Source organism: Cohnella sp. OV330, from assembly GCF_900112065.1.
In the GTDB taxonomy this organism is placed as follows: Bacteria; Bacillota; Bacilli; order Paenibacillales; family Paenibacillaceae; genus Cohnella.
In genome coordinates, this window is sequence record NZ_FOKE01000006.1 from 228962 (window position 1) to 247492 (window position 18531).

Sequence of the window (18531 nt, forward strand, 5' to 3'; positions counted from 1 at the left end):
AGGTCTCGCGTCGAAATCTTCGGGCGTCAAGTAGGGTGGAACCGCGGGATCAAGCTCCCGTCCCTATGTCTGCGCGGCAGACGTGGGACGGGAGTTTTTTGTCGCGTTCCGGCGCCGCGGAAAAGGCGGATTCGATCCCAATTTAAGAAGGAGTGGCGGACTTGAATTTTCAGCAGATGACATTGACGCTGCAGCAATTCTGGGCGGAACAGGACTGCATCGTCGTTCAGCCGTACGACACCGAAAAGGGCGCGGGCACGATGAACCCGATGACGTTCCTTCGCACGATCGGACCGGAGCCGTGGAACGTCGCGTACGTAGAGCCTTCCCGCCGTCCGGCGGACGGACGCTACGGCGAAAATCCGAACCGGCTGTACCAGCATCATCAATTCCAGGTGATCATGAAGCCTTCGCCGGACAACATTCAGGAGCTGTACCTCGAGAGCCTGAAGCGGCTCGGCATCGACCCGCTGAAGCACGACATCCGGTTCGTCGAGGACAACTGGGAATCGCCGACGCTCGGTGCCTGGGGCCTAGGCTGGGAAGTGTGGCTGGACGGCATGGAGATTACCCAGTTCACGTACTTCCAGCAAGTAGGCGGCATCGACTGCCATCCGGTCGCCGTCGAGATCACGTACGGCATGGAGCGCCTTGCTTCCTACATCCAGGACAAGGAGAACGTTTTCGATCTCGAGTGGGTGAACGGCGTCTCTTACGGCGACGTATTCAAGCATCCGGAGTTCGAGCATTCCAAGTACACGTTCGAGGTGTCCGACGTTCCGATGCTGTTCAATCTGTTCTCGACGTACGAGGCCGAGGCGAAGCGCGCGATGGACGAAAACCTCGTGTTCCCGGCTTACGACTACGTGCTCAAATGCTCCCATACGTTCAACCTGCTCGACGCCCGCGGCGCGATCAGCGTCACCGAGCGTACGGGTTATATCGGCCGCGTGCGCAATCTGGCGCGCTCGGTCGCCGCGACGTTCCTGCAGGAGCGCGAGCGTCTCGGATTCCCGCTGCTGAAGAAGGAGGCGCCCCAAAATGCCTAAGGACCTGCTGCTCGAGATCGGCCTCGAGGAAGTGCCCGCGCGGTTCGTGCGCGGCGCGATGGAGCAACTCAAGGACAAGACCGAAAAATGGCTCGAAGCGAGCCGTCTCGCGCACGAAGGCGTGACCGCTTACGCGACGCCGCGCCGACTGGCCGTCATCGTTAAAGGCTTGGCCGACCGCCAGGAGGACGTCAGCGAGGAAGTCAAAGGACCGGCGCGCAAGATCGCGCTGGACGAGAGCGGCGCATGGACGAAGGCCGCGCTCGGCTTCGCCCGCAGCAATGCGGTGGAGCCCGAGGCGCTGTTCTTCAAGGAGCTCGGCGGCGTTGAGTACGTCTACGCCAACAAATCCAGCATCGGCGTCGAGACGGCCGGCCTGCTGCCTGAGGCGCTGCCCGCGATCGTTACGTCGATGACCTTCCCGAAGAACATGCGATGGGGCGACTACGATCTTCGCTTCGTGCGTCCGATCCGCTGGCTCGTCGCGCTGCACGGCGAAGCGGTCGTGCCGTTCGCGATCACGGACGTCGAGACCGGCCGCACGACTCGCGGCCATCGCTTCCTCGGCGCCGACGCGGAGATCGCCGACCCGTCCGAGTACGTGTCGAAGCTGCGCGGCCAGCATGTCATCGCCGACGTCGAAGCGCGCCGCGAGGCGATTCTGGCGCAGCTTCGCGAGCTCGCCGAATCCCGCGGCTGGGAGATCGCGATCAAGGACGACTTGCTCGAAGAGGTGCTTTTCCTGGTCGAGACGCCGACCGCGCTGTCGGGCTCGTTCGATCCGGCCTTCCTGGACATCCCGCAGGAGGTGCTGATCACGTCGATGCGCGAGCATCAGCGCTACTTTCCGGTGCTGGACGCGCAGGGCAAGCTGCAGCCGCACTTCGTCACCGTGCGCAACGGAGACGCCGCTTCGCTGGCTAACGTCGCGAAGGGCAACGAAAAGGTGCTGCGCGCCCGGTTGTCGGACGCGAAGTTTTTCTACGCCGAAGACCAAAAGGGAAAAATCGACGCCTTCCTGCAAAAGCTGGAGAGCATCGTCTATCACGAAGAGCTCGGCACGGTCGCCGACAAGGTGCGCCGCATCCGGGTGACCGCCGACAAGCTCGCGGAGCTGCTGAGAGCGGACGAGAAGGTTCGCGCGGCCGCGTCGCGCGCCGCGGACATTTGCAAGTTCGACCTGGTGACGCAGATGGTTTACGAATTCCCCGAGCTGCAGGGCATCATGGGAGAAGACTACGCGCTTAAGTTCGGCGAGTCGCCTGCGGTCGCCACGGCGATCAACGAACACTATTCGCCGCGCAACGCTTCGGACAATCCGCCGGCTTCGCTCGTGGGCGCGATCGTGGGCATCGCCGACAAGCTCGACACGATCGTCGGCTGCTTCCTGATCGGCATCATTCCGACGGGCTCCCAGGATCCGTACGCGCTACGCCGCCAGGCCGCCGGCATCGTGTCGACGCTGCTGGCGCACGGGCTCGAGCTCAAGCTGTCCGACCTGTTCAAGCTGTCCCTCGACGTCTATGCCGCCGCCGGCCTCGGCAAGCGCGAAGCGTTCGAAGTCTCGCGGGACTTGAGCGAATTTTTCGCGCTGCGGGTAAAGAACGTATTGACGGAGCAGCAGATCCGTTATGACGTCACCGATGCGGTGCTCGGCGCGGGCTGCGACGACGTCCGCCGCACGGTGCTGCGCGCGCAGGCGCTGCAAGCTGCCGCCGGCGGCGATGACCGCGAGACGTTCCGTCCCGCGGCCGAGGCGTTCGGACGCGTCGCGAATCTCGCGGCCAAGGGCGGGGATTCGCGCCAGGTGGACGCGTCGCTGTTCGCCGACCCGGCCGAAGGCGCGCTGTACGAAGCGTGGATGAACGCGCACGGCAAGATTCTGACCGCGACGGCCGAGGCGAGGCTGTCCGAGGCGCTGTCGGCGCTGTCGGCGCTCAGCGGGCCGATCGCCGCGTTTTTCGAGGCGGTCATGGTCATGGCCGAGGACGAGGCGATCCGCCGCAACCGGCTGGCGCTGCTCGGGCTGATCGCGGACGACGTGCGCGGCTTCGCCGACTTTGCCAAGCTCGCGGGCTGACCCTGGCCGCGCCGCGGCCAATCGAACGGAGGGATGCACCATGGAAGCAACAAGCGTAACCGTCTACGTCGTCTCCGATTCGGCCGGCGATACCGGAGAACTCGCGGTGCGGGCGGCCGCCGCCCAATTTCACCCGCTCAAGGTGCAAATCCGGCGGGCCGGCTTTATCCAGCGGGAGGCGGCGATCGACGCCGTGCTCGAGGCGGCGCAGAGCGAACGTGCCGTCGTGCTGTATACGCTCGTCATCGATGCGCTCCGCGCTTATATGGCTACGGAGTCCGCGCGGCGGGGCATCTCGGCGATCGATCTGCTCGGCCCGCTCATCGACCAGATGGAGCAGCGCTTCGGCTGTCAATCCAGGCATGAGCCGGGTTTGAATCATGTGCTCGACGCCGGGTATTTCCGCAAGGTCGAGGCGGTCGAGTTCGCGGTTCGTTACGACGACGCGCGCGACGTGACCGGCGTCAGCAAGGCGGACATCGTGCTGACCGGCGTCTCCCGGACGTCGAAGACGCCGCTCTCCATGGTGCTCGCGCACCGGACGTACAAGGTCGCGAACGTGCCGCTCGTACCGGAGCTCACGCCGCCGCGGGAGCTGTTCCTGGTCCCGAAGACCAAGATCTTCGGGCTGACGATCCGGCCGGACGCGCTGAACGCGATCCGCGTCGAACGGCTCAAGGCGCTCGGACTGCCGAACACGGCTTCGTACGCGACGGCCGAGCGGATCCAGCAGGAGCTGGAATACGCGCACGGCATTATGAAGAAGCTCGGCTGCGTCATCATCGACGTGTCGAATAAGGCGGTTGAAGAGACGGCCAGCCTGATCATGGAGCAGCTGGAAAAATAGTCGCATTTCGACAAAAAAACGGCGGACAACCGGCATGCCTCCAAGGCGGCTGGTTGTTGCTTTCTTACGGGAACCCGGCCTGAAATTTTGGGCCGCAGGAAGGATTTATCGCGCCGGTAGCGTATATAATAGGGACTCACAACATCATCAATGAGCGGGGTGTCGAATGCTGCAAAATCCGGTCCGGGTCGTGGTCGACGCGGACGCCTGCCCGGTAAAACCGGAGATCGCCGCGTGCGTGAGGGCGGCGGGGACGAGAGCCCTGCTCGTATCTTCGCATGCGCACGTGCTCCAAGCCGAGGAAGGCGTCGACGTCGTGACGGTGGACGCCAGCGACCAGTCGGCGGATCTGTATATCGCCAATGCGCTTAAAGGCTCGGACATTCTCGTCACCGGCGACTATGGGCTGGCCGCGTTAGGACTGGCGCGCGGAGCGGCGGTGTTGACGCCGCGCGGCAAGGCGATCGACGAGGAGAATATCGACGGTCTGCTCGCGCAGCGGCATTTTTCGGCCAAGCAGCGGCGCGGCGGGATGCGGACGCGAGGACCGAAGCCGTTCACTGACGAGGACCGCGACCGCTTTCAACAAAAACTGACATTGCTGCTGCGGAGGTTGCAGGAGAATTCGTTCGTTTAGCGAATTGTATTACGTGCCGAAATCGAACGGCAGGGCGGATGGCTTAATATGTATAACGGCATGATTCCACAAGAGACGATCGACGAGGTTCTTCGGCGGTACGACATTGCGGAGACCGTCGGTCGTTACGTTCAGTTGTCCAGGAACGGCAAGTATTTGAAGGGGCTTTGCCCTTTCCATTCCGAGCGCACGCCTTCCTTCACGGTGACGCCGGAAAAGCAGATCTTCCATTGCTACGGCTGCGGCAAGGGCGGGAATGTCGTCAAGTTCGTGATGGAAATCGAAAACGAGACTTTCCCCGAAGCGATCCGGAGCATGTGCGAGGAAGCGGGCATTCCGATCTCCTGGCAGGCGCCGGAAGGAGAGCAGTCCGAGCGCCAGAAGGAACGCTCCGTCATGACGGAGGCGCATGCGTACACGGCGAAGTTCTATCACGCCGTGCTGCGCAACACCGCGGCCGGCACCGGTGCGATGAACTATCTCCGGGACCGCGGCATGACGGACAAGCTGATCGAGGAGTTCGGGCTCGGCTACGCGCCGGCCCGGTGGGATACGCTGACGCAGGCGTTGGACAAGAAGGGCTTCGACCTGGCGGAGATGGACCGGGGCGGACTTCTGTCCAGGCGGCACGAAGGCGAAGGCTTCGTGGACCGCTTCCGCGACCGCGTCATGTTCCCGATTCACGACGGCGACGGCAAGATTATCGCTTTCGCGGGGCGGCTGATGTCGGACGGCCAGCCGAAGTACCTGAATTCGCCCGAGTCGCCGCTGTTCAGCAAGAGCCGGACGCTGTACCGGTTCCACGCGGCGAAGGGCACGATTCGCAAGACGAGGCAGGTCGTGCTGCTCGAAGGCTACATGGACGTCATCAAAGCTTGGTCGGCAGGCGTGCACAACGGCGTCGCGACGATGGGGACCGCACTCACCGGCGAGCACGCTTCCTTGCTGAAGCGCTACGCGGACGAGGCGATCGTCTGCTACGACGGGGACGATGCGGGGATGGCCGCGGCGAGCAAGAGCATCCCGCTCCTGGAGAACGCCGGCTTCAGAGTGCGGGTGGGCGTGCTGCCCGGCAAGATGGACCCGGACGAATACATCTCGGCATACGGCTCCGAAGCTTATATGCGGGAGATCGTCGAAGGCGCGGTGTCCGCCCTCAAATTTCAGCTCATCTATTTGAGGAAATCCCATATACTGCTAGAAGAAGACGGGAAGCTCCGGTATCTCGAAGACGCCATCAAGCTCGTGGCCAGGCGCGAATCGGCTACCGAGCGGGAGTTGACGCTCAAGGAGCTGGCGCAGGAATTCGGGGCTTCGACGGACAGTTTAAAGCAGGACGTGTTCAAGATCAGGCAGCAAGAGAAATTGGGAACGGCTGGGGATATTCCGGACGGATCGTGGAATAATGAATGGAATGATAACCGAAGTTCGGCCAAGCTTCCCAAGGTGTCGGTCGACTATGTCAAGGCCGAGCAGTATCTCCTGTCGTGGATGCTGCAGGACGGCGAGACGGCGGGGATCGTCCAGGGACGGTTGGGCGATCGCTTCCATGTGGAGGATCACGCGGCAATCGCTGCTTATCTATATGCCTATTACGCGCAGGGCAACCAGCCTGACATAGGAAGATTCATCGCCACGCTGCAGGACGACCGGCTGGAGCGCGCGACCAGCGCCATCGCGCTGATCGAAGTGCCATTCGGAGAGCGGGAACTTGCCGATTGCATGCGAACGGTCGAACGCCAGGTGACGAAAAAGGACGATTTGCAGAGCTTGTACGAAGAAATGAACCGAGCGGAGCGTACCGGTGATCCATTGCGCGCCGCGCAAATATTGACAGAGATTATCGCCCTGGAGAGACGGCAGAAGGAAAGCTGAAGCCGCCGCTGCAGGGAGGAGGGAGTCGGAAATGGCGAACGATCAACACACCGGACTCGAGACGGAGAGCTCGCTGGAGCAGGTCAAGTCGCTGCTCATCGAACAAGGCAAGAAAAAGGGCGGACTAACCTATAAAGACATCATGGAGAAGCTGTCTCCGTTCGACCAGGACGCCGAACAAATCGACGATTTCTTCGAGCAGCTGGCCGATCACGGCATCGAGGTCGTCAACGATCACGACGAGATCGGAGGCGGCCGGGATCGCGAACGCGACGAGGACGAACGCGACGAGTTCAACTTCGACGACGATCTGTCGCTCCCGCCCGGCATCAAGATCAACGATCCGGTTCGCATGTACTTGAAGGAGATCGGACGCGTGCCGCTGCTGGGCGCCGACGACGAGGTCGAGCTTGCGAAGAAGATCGAGATCGGCGGCGAAGGCGGCGAGGAAGCGAAGAAGCGTCTGGCCGAAGCGAACCTGCGCCTCGTCGTCAGCATCGCGAAGCGGTACGTCGGACGAGGCATGCTTTTCCTCGACCTCATCCAAGAGGGCAATATGGGCCTGCTGAAGGCCGTCGAGAAGTTCGACCATACGAAGGGCTACAAATTCAGTACGTACGCCACCTGGTGGATTCGCCAAGCGATCACGCGGGCGATTGCCGACCAAGCGCGGACGATCCGGATTCCCGTCCATATGGTGGAGACGATCAACAAGCTGATCCGCGTATCGCGTCAGCTGCTGCAGGAGCTCGGACGCGAGCCGGCGCCCGAAGAGATCGCGGAGCAAATGGAGCTCAGCGTGGATAAGGTTCGCGAGATCATGAAGATCGCGCAGGAGCCGGTGTCGCTCGAGACGCCGATCGGCGAAGAGGACGACTCGCATCTGGGCGACTTCATCGAAGATCAGGAGGCGTTGGCGCCGGCGGATGCGGCGGCTTACGAGCTGCTGAAGGAACAGCTGGAGGACGTGCTGGACACGCTGACCGAACGCGAGGAAAACGTGCTCAGGCTGCGGTTCGGCCTCGATGACGGCCGCACGCGTACGTTGGAGGAAGTCGGCAAAGTATTCGGCGTCACGCGCGAGCGGATCCGGCAGATCGAAGCGAAGGCGCTCCGCAAGCTTCGTCACCCGAGCCGCAGCAAGCGTCTGAAGGACTTCCTGGAATAAAAACCGAACGCCGGACTGCGTTCATGCAGAGGACCTTGCGCCGATCCATGGGCTGCAAGGTCCTCTTGGCATCCAGGGTGCTACGTAGCGAGAGGAGCTGTCGACATGCCTCCATTGGACGAGGACAAGAGGAAATGGGTCGTGCGGGAGATCGAATCCTGGCGCCGGGCGAAAATGCTGCCCGAACAGTATTGCGACTTCCTGCTGAATTTGTATTTGGACGATCTGACGGTTCGGCCCAAGAGCGCGGCGGGCGAAAAGCTGCGTCAGATCGGTCAGGCTTCCGGAAAACAATGGTTGTATGTCATTGGCATATTTTCCTTGATCTGCCTTGTTGTCCTTCATTTTAGCGCGTTTCCGCTGGCATTGCAAATAGCGGTCGCGGTCATCGGCACGGGCGCGCTCGTCGGTCTAGGCTCTCGCTATAGGGAGCGTCTGCCGGCGCGCGGCCTGGCGCTGCTCAGCGCCGGGATGCTGCTGCTGCCCGCCGCGGGCACGGCGATCCTTTACGTTCAGGGCTGGACGGACGGACCGGGATTGTTCGTGCTGCTGCTCGCCAGCGCCCTCATCTGGATCGTATGCGGCATCGCGGAGCGCTTCGCGGTGCTGCACTGGCTCGGATGGATGGGCGTCATCGCGCTCTACGCAGCCGTGCTGTCTCGGCAGGTGCCGCATCCGAGCTGGCTCGAGGTGCAGGTGTTCTGGGTGCCTGCGGCGCTGCTGTTCGCTTGGCTCAGCTGGTTCGCGCACGTGAAGTTCAAGGCGACCGGCGCCGTGCTGTTCGCGACGGCGCTTATTCTATGGTTCATGCCCGAGGTATACTCCGCGCTGTTCGGCGTGGACCGGGATTGGATCCAGGTCGAGCTGCTGGTTAAAATCGCGCTGGTCGGCACGCTCATGTTCCGGCTGCGCAGACAATGGATGGAATGGGTTGCATGAACATGAATGATAGGAACGGCAAACCTTCGATAGATGCGCCGAAGCTGTCGAAGCGGCTCGCCGCGCTTGCTGGGCTCGTGAGGCCAGGCGCGCGATTCGCGGACATCGGCACCGACCACGCGCTGCTCCCCGTGCATTTGGCTTTGGCCGGCACGATCGCGTATGCGGTCGCGGGCGACGTAAACGCCGGACCGGCCGAGGCGGCCAGGCGGCAGGTACGTGCCGCGGGCGTCGGGGACGTCGTGACCGTCCGCCATGGCGACGGTCTGACGGTGCTCGCGCCGAATGAAGTGGACACCGTCTGCATCGCCGGCATGGGCGGCAGCCTGATGGTGCGCCTGCTCGAGGAAGCGGGCGAGGCGCTGTCGGGCGTGACGACGCTCATCCTTTCGCCGCACGTAGCCGAGGATCAGGTTCGGCGCTGGCTCGAAAACAATCGCTACGTGCTTGAGCTGGAGCGCCTCGTCGAAGAAGACGGCGAGATTTATACGCTGCTGCGGGCGGAGCGCGCGGCGAGCGCCGCGGAGTCCGAAGCCAGGCACAAGGCGCTGTACGATGCGGCCCTGCTCGGCGCCGAAGGCAAGGCGGTTCCGACGGATTTGTTATACGAGATGGGCCCGTTGCTGCTCCGTTCGCCGGACGAAGCGTTCATGGCCAAGTGGCGCGGCGAACTGTCGAAGCGCGAGCGCATCGCGCAGGGAATGAAGCAATCGGACGCCCCGGAAACGCGCGCCAAGCTGGAAGCCTGGACGCGCACGACGGCCGAGATCGAGGAGGTATTGGCATGCTTGCAAGGGGAGAGACGATCGCCCAATTGATGGAACGGCTCGCGCCGAAGCACTTCGCGGTCGAAGGGGACAAGATCGGCCTGCAGGTCGGTTCGCTGCGCAAGGAGATTAAGCGCGTGCTGGTGACGCTCGACGTCAATCCGGACGTCGTGAAGGAAGCCGTCGGATTGGGGGCGGAGCTCATCGTCGCCCATCATCCGATCATCTATCGGCCGCTCGCCCATCTGCAGACGGATACGCCGGCCGGCGCGCTAGCCGCGGAGCTGATCAAGCGGGATATCGCGGTCTACGTGTCGCATACGAACCTGGATACCGCCGAGGGCGGTCTCAACGATTGGATGGCGGAAGCGCTCGGCCTCGAAGGCCGGGACGTGCTGGAGGAAGTCCACACGGACAAGCTGTACAAGCTGGCCGTATTCGTGCCGCGTACGCACGGCGAGGCCGTACGGGACGCGATGTTCCGGGCAGGCGGCGGCTGGATCGGCAATTACAGCCATTGCAGCTTTAACGTCGACGGCATCGGCACCTTTATGCCGCGCGAGGGGAGCGACCCGTTCATCGGCGAGAAGGGGAAGCTGGCGAGCGCCGAGGAGACGCGAATCGAGATCATCGTCCCCGAGAGCGCGCGCAAGGCGGTCGTGCAGGCGATGCTGAAGGCGCATCCGTACGAGGAGGTCGCCTACGATCTGTACGGCGTCGACCTGAAGGGCCGTTCGTTCGGTCTTGGCCGTGTCGGCAAGCTGCCGGCGGCCATGCCGCTGGACGACTTCGCCGACCATGTCAAGGAACGGCTCGGCATGCCGTTCGTCCGCGTCGTCGGGGACGGCGCGCGGCCGGTGCGCAAAGTCGCCGTGCTCGGCGGCTCGGGCCGCAGCTACATCAAGCGGGCGATGTTCATGGGCGCAGACGTGCTCGTCACGGGCGACATCGACTTCCATTCGGCGCAGGATGCCGAAGCGGGCGGGCTCGCGATCGTCGACCCGGGACATTATGCGGAAAAGATCATGCGACCCAAGACCGCGCAGTGGCTGCGCGAGCGGCTCGCGGAGAAGGGCTACGCGACGGAAGTGTTCGCGTCCGAGGTGCATACCGATCCGTTCAGGCTGAAATAGCTGGCGGCCGAGGCGCCCCTCATCCTGCAAAAGCGCAGGATCGCGGAGCGAGGCGCTTTCAGAATGAGGCTATCCTGCAAAAGTGCATGATGAAACGTCTAGTTTATGCGAAAATGGCTATTTGCGCGGCTGTATCATGCAAATTTGCGCGATAGCATGCGGTTAATCACATATGTCCAGCGTTTATCATGTATTTTTACATGATACCGACGACGCAAGAAAAGGCGCACAAGCCCGTGTAGCAGCCTACTTTCCGGCAGTGGGCGCCGCTGCCATTGTGCCGGAGCGCAATATTCGTTATACTTATCGGTGCATATCGGAAAGTTCGACAGACAATCGCTGGCGGCTTCGCGCCGCGAGAGGAAAGTCCGGGCTCCGTAGGGCAGGATGCTGGATAACGTCCAGTCGGCGCGAGCCGAAGGATAGTGCCACAGAAATGGACCGCCGATGGCCGCGATTCGTCGCGGATCAGGCAAGGGTGGAACCGTGGTGTAAGAGACCACGAGGAGCACTGGCGACTTTGCTCCTGGTAAACCCCATCCGGAGCAAGACCGAAGAGGAACGCAGCGGCCTTGAGCCGCGGCCCTTGCCCGGGGCGCGTTCGGGTTGGTCGCTTGAGCCGTGCGGCAACGTACGGCCTAGATAGATGATTGTCGCTTCCATCCGTGGGAGGACCACCAGGTCCGTCTTACCACCGGAAGTACAGAACCCGGCTTACGTCGCGCTTTCCGATTATGCGCTAATGAATCCGTCCTTGCTTTTTACATAAAGGATAGGAGGTCGATACAGATGAGCGTGCACGAACACAACGAAGCATGCGGCCATGACGAAGATTCGGACGGCGAAGCCGCGACGGTCCAAGAGATGGTGTCGATGATGAGCAGGGCCGGATGGCGCATTACCGACCAGCGCCGGACGCTTGCCCGCATTTTCGCCGATACCGAAGGCTATTTGTCTCCGAAGGACGTTTACGACCAGTTAGCCGTGAAGTATCCGAGCGTCAGCTTCAATACCGTTTACCGCAATCTCCGGATGCTCAGCGATATGGGCGTGCTGGAGCAATTTTATTTTATGGACGGCGGGCTTAAGTTCAGGGCGAACTGCGCCAAGCACCATCATCACCACCTCATCTGCACGAACTGCGAGAAGACGCTGTCGTTCGACTACTGCCCGATGAAGGAAGATCTGGAGCTGCCCGGCAGCTATCGCGTGCTCAGCCACCGATTCGAGATTTACGGCGTGTGCGAGGAATGCCAGCAAGAAGGCGCGAAGGCGATCGCCCGTTAGTCGCGAAGCCATGAATAGTGTTGACGCTTATGCGGCATACTGCTATATTGTTTAAGTGTAATTGTTACGGATAAATGGATACGAGTATGTTAAAGCCGGCTGCGAAGCGGGCTTTCGTTATGCGATATAAGCGTAACTTTTACGATAAAGGACGAGGAGGAGAACGAAATGGCGCTCGTAGCGATGGAGCAGGTCGTGTTCGGTTACGACGACGTACCGAGCCTGGAGGACGTGAATCTTGAGATTGGCGCAGGCGAATTCGTCGCCGTCACCGGACCGAACGGCGCATCCAAGACGACGCTGCTCCGACTCATGATGGGCCTGCTGGCCCCTTGGAAGGGCAAGATCAGCCTGGCGTCCCGAGGCACCGGCGGCGGCAAGCTGACGATCGGTTACGTCCCGCAGCAAATCGCGGCGTTCAACAGCGGCTTTCCGAGCAGCATTCTGGAGTTCGTGCGCTCCGGCCGCTATACGAAGGGCTCGTGGCTCAGGAAAATGGACGCCCGGGATCATGAACAGACGGAGTTGGCGCTCAAGCAGGTGGGGATGTGGCATCTGCGGCACCGCAAGATCGGCGAGCTGTCCGGCGGCCAGAAGCAGCGGATTTGCATCGCGCGGGCGCTGGCGATGGAGCCGGACCTGCTCGTGCTGGACGAACCGACGACGGGCATGGACCGGGAGAGCCGGTTCGGTTTTTACGAGCTCATGAAGACGCAGACGGAGCAGTACGGACGCACCGTCGTCATGGTCACGCACGGCCTGGACGAAGTATCGCCATATTTGGATCGCATCATCGAGCTGGAACGGAAGGAGGATGGCAAGTGGAGATGCTGCACTACGACTTCATGCAGAGGGCATTTCTCGCCGGCGCGCTCATAGCGCTCGTCGCATCGGCGCTCGGCGTCTACCTGATGCTTCGCAGGCAGGCGCTGATGGCCGACATGCTCTCGCACGTCTCGCTGGCGGGCATCGCGGCCGGCGCTTATCTCCACTGGAATCCCACCCTGACGGGATTCGCCATCGCCATCGTCGGCGCGGTCGCCGTCGAATATGTCCGCCGATCGTACAAGACCTACAGCGAGATCTCCGTCGCGATCATCATGGTCGGCGGGCTGTCCAGCGCCGTCATCATCATGAACCTGAACCAGAGCGTGAACAAGAGCTTCTCGTCTTACTTGTTCGGCTCTGTCGTGGCCGTCAACCGGACCGAGCTTATCCTGATGCTCGCGGTGTCGGTGCTGGCCGCCTTGTTCTTCATCCTGATGCGCCGTCCTCTCTATCAGATGACGTTCGACGAAGATACGGCCAAGACGTCCGGGCTGCCTGTCAACTGGCTGTCGCTCGCGTTCAGCGTCGTCACGGGGATGATCGTCGCCGCGGCGATGCCGATCGTCGGCGTCCTGCTCGTCTCGTCGCTCGTCGTGCTCCCTGCGGCGCTCGCCATCCGGCTCGCCTCGAGCTTCGCGATGGCGATCGGTCTCTCGATGGCGTTCGGCCTCGGCGGCGTATGGTCCGGACTGGCTGCCTCGTATGCCTTCAGCACGCCGCCCGGCGCGACGATCGCGCTCATCCTGCTCGCGATTCTGCTCGTCGGCATCGGGCTCAAGAAGGGCGCGCTTCGCGCGGCGAAGCGCAAAAGCAGGCTCGGCCATACCGGCGCTGCGCCGGATTCGCCGTACGAAGCGGCGCGATTCAGCAGCACGGCGCGCGTCGCGGAGAAGGGGGAGTCGCGAGGGTGAAGGAGATTCTGGCTAAAGCGGCGCTGTCGTCGCTGGCCGCATCGATGCTGCTCGCGGGGTGCGGGCATGGCGGGACGAACAACGCCGCGGGTACCGGCGCGAATGGGGACTCGCCGGGCAAGCTTCATGTGGCGGCCAGCTTTTATCCGATGTACGAATTCGCCAGGCAAGTCGCCGGCGACCTCGCCGACGTGACGTTGATGGTGCCGGGCGGCGTGGAGCCCCACGATTGGGAGCCGACGCCCAAGGATATGGCGCTGCTGTCCAAAGCCGACGTTTTCGTGTACAACGGCATCGTAGAGGGCTGGGCCGAGCAGGCGATCTCTAGCGCGGGCAACGGGGATCGCGTCGACGTCGAAGCTTCTTCCGGGCTCGAGCTCGAGACGGGCGGCGGCGAACAGGCGTCGGACACCCGCGAGCAGGCCGGCATGGACCCGCACGTATGGCTGAGTCCCGTGCTTGCGCAGCGGGAAGTCGAACGCATCAGAGACGGCCTGTCAAAGGCCGATTCGGCACACGCCGCCGACTACGAAGCGAATGCCAAGGCCTATATCGCGAAGCTGCAGCAGCTTGATGCGGACTACCGCACGGCGCTTGGCCAAGCGAAGAACAAGACGTTCGTGACGCAGCATGCCGCATTCGGCTATTTGGCGCGCGAGTACGGGCTGACGCAGCTGCCGATCTCCGGCCTGTCCCCGGATCAGGAGCCGACGCCTGCGCAGATGGCCTCCGTCGTGAAGGAGATCAAGTCGCTCGGCATCTCGACGATCTTTTTCGAAGAACTCGTCGACCCGAAGGTCGCCGAGACGATCGCGAGCGAGACGGGCGCGAAGACCGACGTGCTGAATCCGATCGAGGGGCTCACGAAGGATGACAAGAAGCAGGGACTCGATTATATCGGCTTGATGAATCAGAACCTGGCTGCGCTCGAAAAAGCGTTAAACGCTTAATAAGAGCTGCGCTTCCTATATGTTCGCGACATGTTTGCGATAAAAACCCCGGTTTTCCCGGGGTTTTTGCTTGTCCGAAAGAGGTCGTCTTTCGTTTAATCCCATTAAAATGACCGGACAGTTCAGTTTGTGATCGATCCTCGAATTCGGTACAATATAGAAAACCGAATGCATTCTGAAAACGGAGCGTGAGACATGTCGGAGTTCGAACATGATTTGTCCAAGTACGCCGAACTGATCGTAAAGATCGGCGCCAACGTGCAGCAAGGCCAGGACGTGTACGTCTCCAGCCAGATCGAGGGGGCGCCGCTGGCCCGTCTGGTCGCGGAGCATGCCTACAAGGCCGGGGCCGGCAACGTGATCGTGGACTGGGCGGACGATGCGCTCACCCGTCTGAAGTACGATCATGCCGCGCCTGAAGTATTCACCCAGTTTCCCGAGTGGGAGAAGCTGCGCCGCAACGAAGTCGTCGAGCGAGGCGGCTGCTTTATTTTCCTCAACTCGTCCAACCCCGATCTGCTGAGCGGCGTCGATCCTAAAAAGATCGGCAGTTATCAAAAGGCGGCCGGCGAGGCGCTCGCCGTCTATCGGCAGGCAACGGCGTCGGACAAGATTGCCTGGACGATCGCGGCCAGCGCCACCAAGGCATGGGCGGCGAAGGTATTCCCCGGCGAATCCGCCGAGGTGTCCGTCCGCAAGCTATGGCAGGCGATCTTCGATGCGGTCCGTCTCCATGCGGACGATCCGGTAGAAAATTGGCGCGCGCATGATGCGAATCTGCAGGCCAGAGCCGCTTGGCTGAACGAGCAGCGGTTCGACAAGCTGCACTACAGCGCGCCGGGTACGGACCTTACGATCGGGCTGCCGAAGGGCCATCTGTGGATGACGGCCGGCGGGACGAAGCCGGACGGCATCGGTTTTATGAAAAACATGCCTACGGAGGAAGTGTTCACGGTTCCTCACCGCGACGGCGCCAGCGGGTATGTGAGCAGCTCGAAGCCGCTTAGCTACAGCGGCACGCTCATCGACCGCTTTAAGCTGACGTTCGAGAACGGGCGAATCGTCGGCGTAGAAGCCGAGGAAGGCGAGGAGATTCTGAAGCAGATCGTCGAGACGGACGACGGCTCGCATTACTTGGGCGAAGTCGCGCTCGTGCCGCATCGGTCGCCGATCTCGAACGCCAATCTTTTATTTTACAATACGTTGTTCGACGAGAACGCGTCCAACCACCTGGCGATCGGACTCGGCTTCCCGTTCACGCTTGAAGGCGGCAAAACGATGTCGCCCGAGGAGCTGCGAGAGGCCGGCGTCAACGCAAGCGTCGTTCACGTCGACTTCATGGTCGGAAGGGCCGACATGGAGATCGACGGCATTCGGGCGGACGGCACGAAGGTACCGGTATTCCGCGGCGGTAATTGGGCGAACTGACGTTCACGCAGCCTACCCATTTCGAACGATACGGAGGATGATCCTATGGAACCATTCGAGCAGCAGCTGGCCCGGTACGCGGAACTTATCGTCAAAGTCGGCGCGAACGTCCAACAAGGCCAGGAAGTGTTCATCGTCAGCCAGATCGAGACGGCGCCGCTGACGCGCCTCGTCGCCGCGGCGGCCTATGAAGCGGGCGCTTCCAACGTGCACGTGGATTGGAGCGACGACGCGGTGTCCCGCCTCAAATACGATCATGCGGACCCCGAAGTATTCCGGTCATTCCCCGCATGGGAGACGTTGAAACGCGGCAGCTTCGTGGAAAAGGGCGCCTGCTTCATCTCGTTCGTCTCGTCGGGCCCGGACGTTCTGAAGGGCGTCGATCCGCAGCGGATCGGCGACTATCAAAAAGCGGCCGGCGCGGGACTCGCCGAATTTCGCAGGGCGATCCAATCCGACAAGGTCGCGTGGACGGTCGCGGCGGCGGCATCGAACGATTGGGCGCAAAAAGTGTTCCCGGGCGATGCGCCGGAAATCGCGCTCAGCAAGCTGTGGCTGGCGATCTTCGACGCGGTCCGCCTGCACGCGGACGACCCGGTCGAAGCTTGGCGCGAGCATGACCGCGTCCTGCACGGCAAGGTCGATTGGCTGAACGGCTTGCGTCTGCGCAAGCTGCACTACAAAGCCGCCGGCACGGACCTGACGGTCGAGCTGCCGGATCGCCATCTGTGGGTCGGCGCCTCAAGCGTGACGCCTGGCGGCGTCAACTTCATGGCGAACATGCCGACCGAAGAAGTGTTTACGGCACCCCGGCGCGACGGGGTGAACGGCTACGTGAGCAGCACGAAGCCGCTCAGCTATGCGGGCAATATCATCGACCGCTTCAAGCTGACGTTCGCGCTCGGACGGATCGTCAAGGCCGAGGCCGAGGAGGGCGAAGCGATCCTGCAGCAGCTCGTCGAGACCGACGAAGGCTCGCATTATCTCGGGGAGATGGCGCTCGTCCCGCATCGCTCGCCGATCTCGGAGTCGAACATCCTGTTCTACAACACGCTGTTCGACGAGAATGCGTCCAATCACTTCGCCATCGGCAGCGGCTACGCGTTCAACGTCGAGGGCGGCAAGACGATGACGCCGGAAGAGCTGGCGGCGAGCGGCGTCAATACGAGCGTCGCGCACGTCGACTTCATGATCGGGTCCGCCGAGATGGATATCGACGGCTACTTGGAAGACGGAACGGTCGTGCCTATCTTCAGGAACGGCAATTGGGCGTGACGATCGCGCATCGAAAAAAGGTTGACCGGCAGCTGCCGGCCAACCTTTTTTTGCTTTGCGGCGTTCGCCGCTTAACGATCCTCGAATTCCGAGTCGTCGGATTCGGCTTCGGCCCAGCCGTCGCGGCCTTGCTTCCTGCTCCCGTACCAGAGCAGCAGACCGATCAGGATAAAGGCCGTGAGCGCCATAAGCGGAATGGTGATGACGCCGAACCAATCCAAGTAATCTTCGTTGCACGGAACGCCGACCGTGCAGGGGAGAATGCTGGCCATGCCCGGCACCTTTTGCTCGCCGTAATGATAGAGCGAGATGAACCCGCCGATCGCGATTAACGGCGCGACGTAGCCGACGATGCGCCGGTCGCCGCGAATGGCGGCGCGGCCGAGCAGCAGCACGAGCGGGTACATGAAGATCCGCTGCAGCCAGCACAGCTTGCAGGGCGCGTAGTTCAGCACCTCGCTCATGAAAAGGCTGCCGCCGGTCGCGACGAGCGAGACGACCCATGCCAAGTAGAGGAAGTTAGCCCGGATAAACGAACGCATCGCTTAAGCGTCCTCCTTAGGAGGCCGAGGCGGAAGCGGTCGAGGCGGCCGGCGCTTCCGGCGACGCCTTGAGCGCCTTCTCGATCTCGGCTTTCAGATTGTCGTAGCTCAGCGCCTGGTCGTCGGACAGCTTTTTGCCGTTCAGAACAAGGGTCGGCGTGCCGGTGAAGCTGTTGTCGCGCGCGATCTTATTGTGTTTGTCCACTTCGGACTGGTATGTAGCGCCGTCGATGTCTTTTTTCAGCTTGTCGAAGTCGAGCTTCAGCGACTTGTCCTGCGCCAGTTTGACGAGGAAGTCCGAGGTCGCCCAAGTCGCGCTCTCGGCGCCTTGATTTTCGTAGACGGCATGATAGAAGTTCCAAAACTCGTCGTTGCTCTGATGATAGACGGCTTGCGCGGCGAGCGCGGCGGTTCTCGAGTCCGTCTGCGGGCTGATGATCGTGAAGTTCATGAAGCTGAGCGATATTTTGCCTGTATCGATAAAGTCCGCCTTTAACTTCGGATAGATCTCGTCGTTAAAATATTTGCATGTCGTACACTTGAAATCGCCGAATTCGACGAGCTTGACGGGCGCGTCGGTCTGGCCGATCGTCGGCAGCGTATCGTAATCGAAATTCAAGTCCTCGGGCTCGGGCCGGAATACGATGGCAAGCGCGATGATCGCCACGGCGGCCACGACCGTCGTCCAAACCCAGATCCGCGATTGCTTGCGCCTCTTGCGCGCCAACTCTTCTTTTTTCAACCGTTCTTCTTTCTTTCGCTGTGCCTTGTCCAATGAGCTCGACCCCTTCGTTCCGGATGAATATTCATCGTAA

17 protein-coding genes and 1 other RNA gene are annotated in these 18531 nt (G+C 61.9%); 16 read left to right on the forward strand and 2 right to left on the reverse strand.

Annotated features, from left to right (window positions below; translation table 11 throughout):
* The first annotated feature begins 161 nt into the window (after positions 1–161).
* From glyQ to BM235_RS16260, 16 genes are all read left to right on the forward strand, one after another.
* On the forward strand, positions 162–1049 hold the full coding sequence (gene glyQ / locus BM235_RS16185; RefSeq protein ID WP_090115095.1) for a glycine--tRNA ligase subunit alpha: 888 nt from the start codon (positions 162–164) through the stop codon (positions 1047–1049).
* Positions 1042–3129, forward strand: a complete 2088-nt coding sequence (gene glyS, locus BM235_RS16190; protein WP_090115096.1) for a glycine--tRNA ligase subunit beta — start codon at positions 1042–1044, stop codon at positions 3127–3129. The genes glyQ and glyS overlap by 8 nt, the downstream gene beginning before the upstream one ends.
* A gap of 40 nt (positions 3130–3169) precedes the next feature.
* A complete protein-coding gene (locus BM235_RS16195) occupies positions 3170–3976 on the forward strand; it encodes a pyruvate, water dikinase regulatory protein (RefSeq protein ID WP_090115098.1) in 807 nt (268 codons plus the stop codon).
* Between the two features lie 166 nt (positions 3977–4142).
* Positions 4143–4613 carry a YaiI/YqxD family protein gene (locus BM235_RS16200; RefSeq protein ID WP_090115100.1) on the forward strand — a complete coding sequence of 157 codons (471 nt, stop codon included), beginning with the start codon at positions 4143–4145 and terminating at the stop codon, positions 4611–4613.
* A gap of 48 nt (positions 4614–4661) precedes the next feature.
* Positions 4662–6488, forward strand: a complete 1827-nt coding sequence (gene dnaG / locus BM235_RS16205; protein ID WP_090115102.1) for a DNA primase — start codon at positions 4662–4664, stop codon at positions 6486–6488.
* A gap of 31 nt (positions 6489–6519) precedes the next feature.
* Positions 6520–7656 carry an RNA polymerase sigma factor RpoD gene (gene rpoD, locus BM235_RS16210; protein WP_090115104.1) on the forward strand — a complete coding sequence of 379 codons (1137 nt, stop codon included), beginning with the start codon at positions 6520–6522 and terminating at the stop codon, positions 7654–7656.
* Positions 7657–7761: 105 nt separating this feature from the next.
* Positions 7762–8595: a hypothetical protein gene (locus BM235_RS16215; protein WP_090115106.1), complete on the forward strand. Its 834-nt coding sequence runs from the start codon at positions 7762–7764 to the stop codon at positions 8593–8595.
* A gap of 2 nt (positions 8596–8597) precedes the next feature.
* Entirely contained in the window at positions 8598–9413 is an 816-nt protein-coding gene (locus tag BM235_RS16220) for a tRNA (adenine(22)-N(1))-methyltransferase (protein WP_158543939.1), read from the forward strand.
* A complete protein-coding gene (locus BM235_RS16225; RefSeq protein WP_090115110.1) occupies positions 9380–10495 on the forward strand; it encodes a Nif3-like dinuclear metal center hexameric protein in 1116 nt (371 codons plus the stop codon). The genes BM235_RS16220 and BM235_RS16225 overlap by 34 nt, the downstream gene beginning before the upstream one ends.
* A gap of 320 nt (positions 10496–10815) precedes the next feature.
* Positions 10816–11227, forward strand: an RNA gene (gene rnpB, locus BM235_RS16230) — RNase P RNA component class A.
* A gap of 57 nt (positions 11228–11284) precedes the next feature.
* Positions 11285–11782, forward strand: a complete 498-nt coding sequence (locus BM235_RS16235; protein WP_090115112.1) for a Fur family transcriptional regulator — start codon at positions 11285–11287, stop codon at positions 11780–11782.
* A 168-nt stretch (positions 11783–11950) separates the two neighbouring features.
* Positions 11951–12661 (forward strand): metal ABC transporter ATP-binding protein, encoded by a 711-nt coding sequence (locus BM235_RS16240; protein ID WP_090115113.1) that lies wholly within the window; start codon positions 11951–11953, stop codon positions 12659–12661.
* Entirely contained in the window at positions 12604–13521 is a 918-nt protein-coding gene (locus BM235_RS16245) for a metal ABC transporter permease (RefSeq protein WP_090115115.1), read from the forward strand. Before BM235_RS16240 ends, BM235_RS16245 begins: the two co-directional genes overlap by 58 nt.
* Complete coding sequence (locus BM235_RS16250) at positions 13518–14471, forward strand: metal ABC transporter substrate-binding protein (protein ID WP_255374413.1); 954 nt, start codon at positions 13518–13520, stop codon at positions 14469–14471. Before BM235_RS16245 ends, BM235_RS16250 begins: the two co-directional genes overlap by 4 nt.
* 195 nt (positions 14472–14666) lie before the next feature.
* The gene (locus BM235_RS16255; protein WP_090115117.1) at positions 14667–15899 is read left to right on the forward strand and encodes an aminopeptidase; all 1233 of its coding nucleotides are present in this window, start codon (positions 14667–14669) and stop codon (positions 15897–15899) included.
* Between the two features lie 45 nt (positions 15900–15944).
* Positions 15945–17174: an aminopeptidase gene (locus BM235_RS16260; protein ID WP_090115119.1), complete on the forward strand. Its 1230-nt coding sequence runs from the start codon at positions 15945–15947 to the stop codon at positions 17172–17174.
* A 71-nt stretch (positions 17175–17245) separates the two neighbouring features.
* Here the strand turns inward: BM235_RS16260 and BM235_RS16265 are convergent, their stop codons facing one another.
* A complete protein-coding gene (locus BM235_RS16265; protein ID WP_090115121.1) occupies positions 17246–17716 on the reverse strand; it encodes a disulfide oxidoreductase in 471 nt (156 codons plus the stop codon).
* A 16-nt stretch (positions 17717–17732) separates the two neighbouring features.
* Positions 17733–18491, reverse strand: a complete 759-nt coding sequence (locus BM235_RS16270; RefSeq protein ID WP_255374414.1) for a DsbA family protein — start codon at positions 18489–18491, stop codon at positions 17733–17735.
* Positions 18492–18531: the final 40 nt, after the last annotated feature.

Excerpts from the sequence above, each read along its gene's own strand:
- BM235_RS16200 (WP_090115100.1), top strand. The coding sequence starts at position 4,143 with ATGCTGCAAAATCCGGTCCGGGTCGTGGTCGACGCGGACGCCTGCCCG.
- BM235_RS16215 (WP_090115106.1), top strand. The coding sequence starts at position 7,762 with ATGCCTCCATTGGACGAGGACAAGAGGAAATGGGTCGTGCGGGAGATC.
- BM235_RS16220 (WP_158543939.1), top strand. The coding sequence starts at position 8,598 with ATGAATGATAGGAACGGCAAACCTTCGATAGATGCGCCGAAGCTGTCG.
- BM235_RS16265 (WP_090115121.1), bottom strand. The coding sequence starts at position 17,716 with ATGCGTTCGTTTATCCGGGCTAACTTCCTCTACTTGGCATGGGTCGTC.
- glyS (WP_090115096.1), top strand. The coding sequence starts at position 1,042 with ATGCCTAAGGACCTGCTGCTCGAGATCGGCCTCGAGGAAGTGCCCGCG.
- BM235_RS16225 (WP_090115110.1), top strand. The coding sequence starts at position 9,380 with ATGCTTGCAAGGGGAGAGACGATCGCCCAATTGATGGAACGGCTCGCG.
- BM235_RS16235 (WP_090115112.1), top strand. The coding sequence starts at position 11,285 with ATGAGCGTGCACGAACACAACGAAGCATGCGGCCATGACGAAGATTCG.
- dnaG (WP_090115102.1), top strand. The coding sequence starts at position 4,662 with ATGTATAACGGCATGATTCCACAAGAGACGATCGACGAGGTTCTTCGG.
- BM235_RS16255 (WP_090115117.1), top strand. The coding sequence starts at position 14,667 with ATGTCGGAGTTCGAACATGATTTGTCCAAGTACGCCGAACTGATCGTA.
- BM235_RS16195 (WP_090115098.1), top strand. The coding sequence starts at position 3,170 with ATGGAAGCAACAAGCGTAACCGTCTACGTCGTCTCCGATTCGGCCGGC.
- rpoD (WP_090115104.1), top strand. The coding sequence starts at position 6,520 with ATGGCGAACGATCAACACACCGGACTCGAGACGGAGAGCTCGCTGGAG.
- BM235_RS16260 (WP_090115119.1), top strand. The coding sequence starts at position 15,945 with ATGGAACCATTCGAGCAGCAGCTGGCCCGGTACGCGGAACTTATCGTC.
- BM235_RS16240 (WP_090115113.1), top strand. The coding sequence starts at position 11,951 with ATGGCGCTCGTAGCGATGGAGCAGGTCGTGTTCGGTTACGACGACGTA.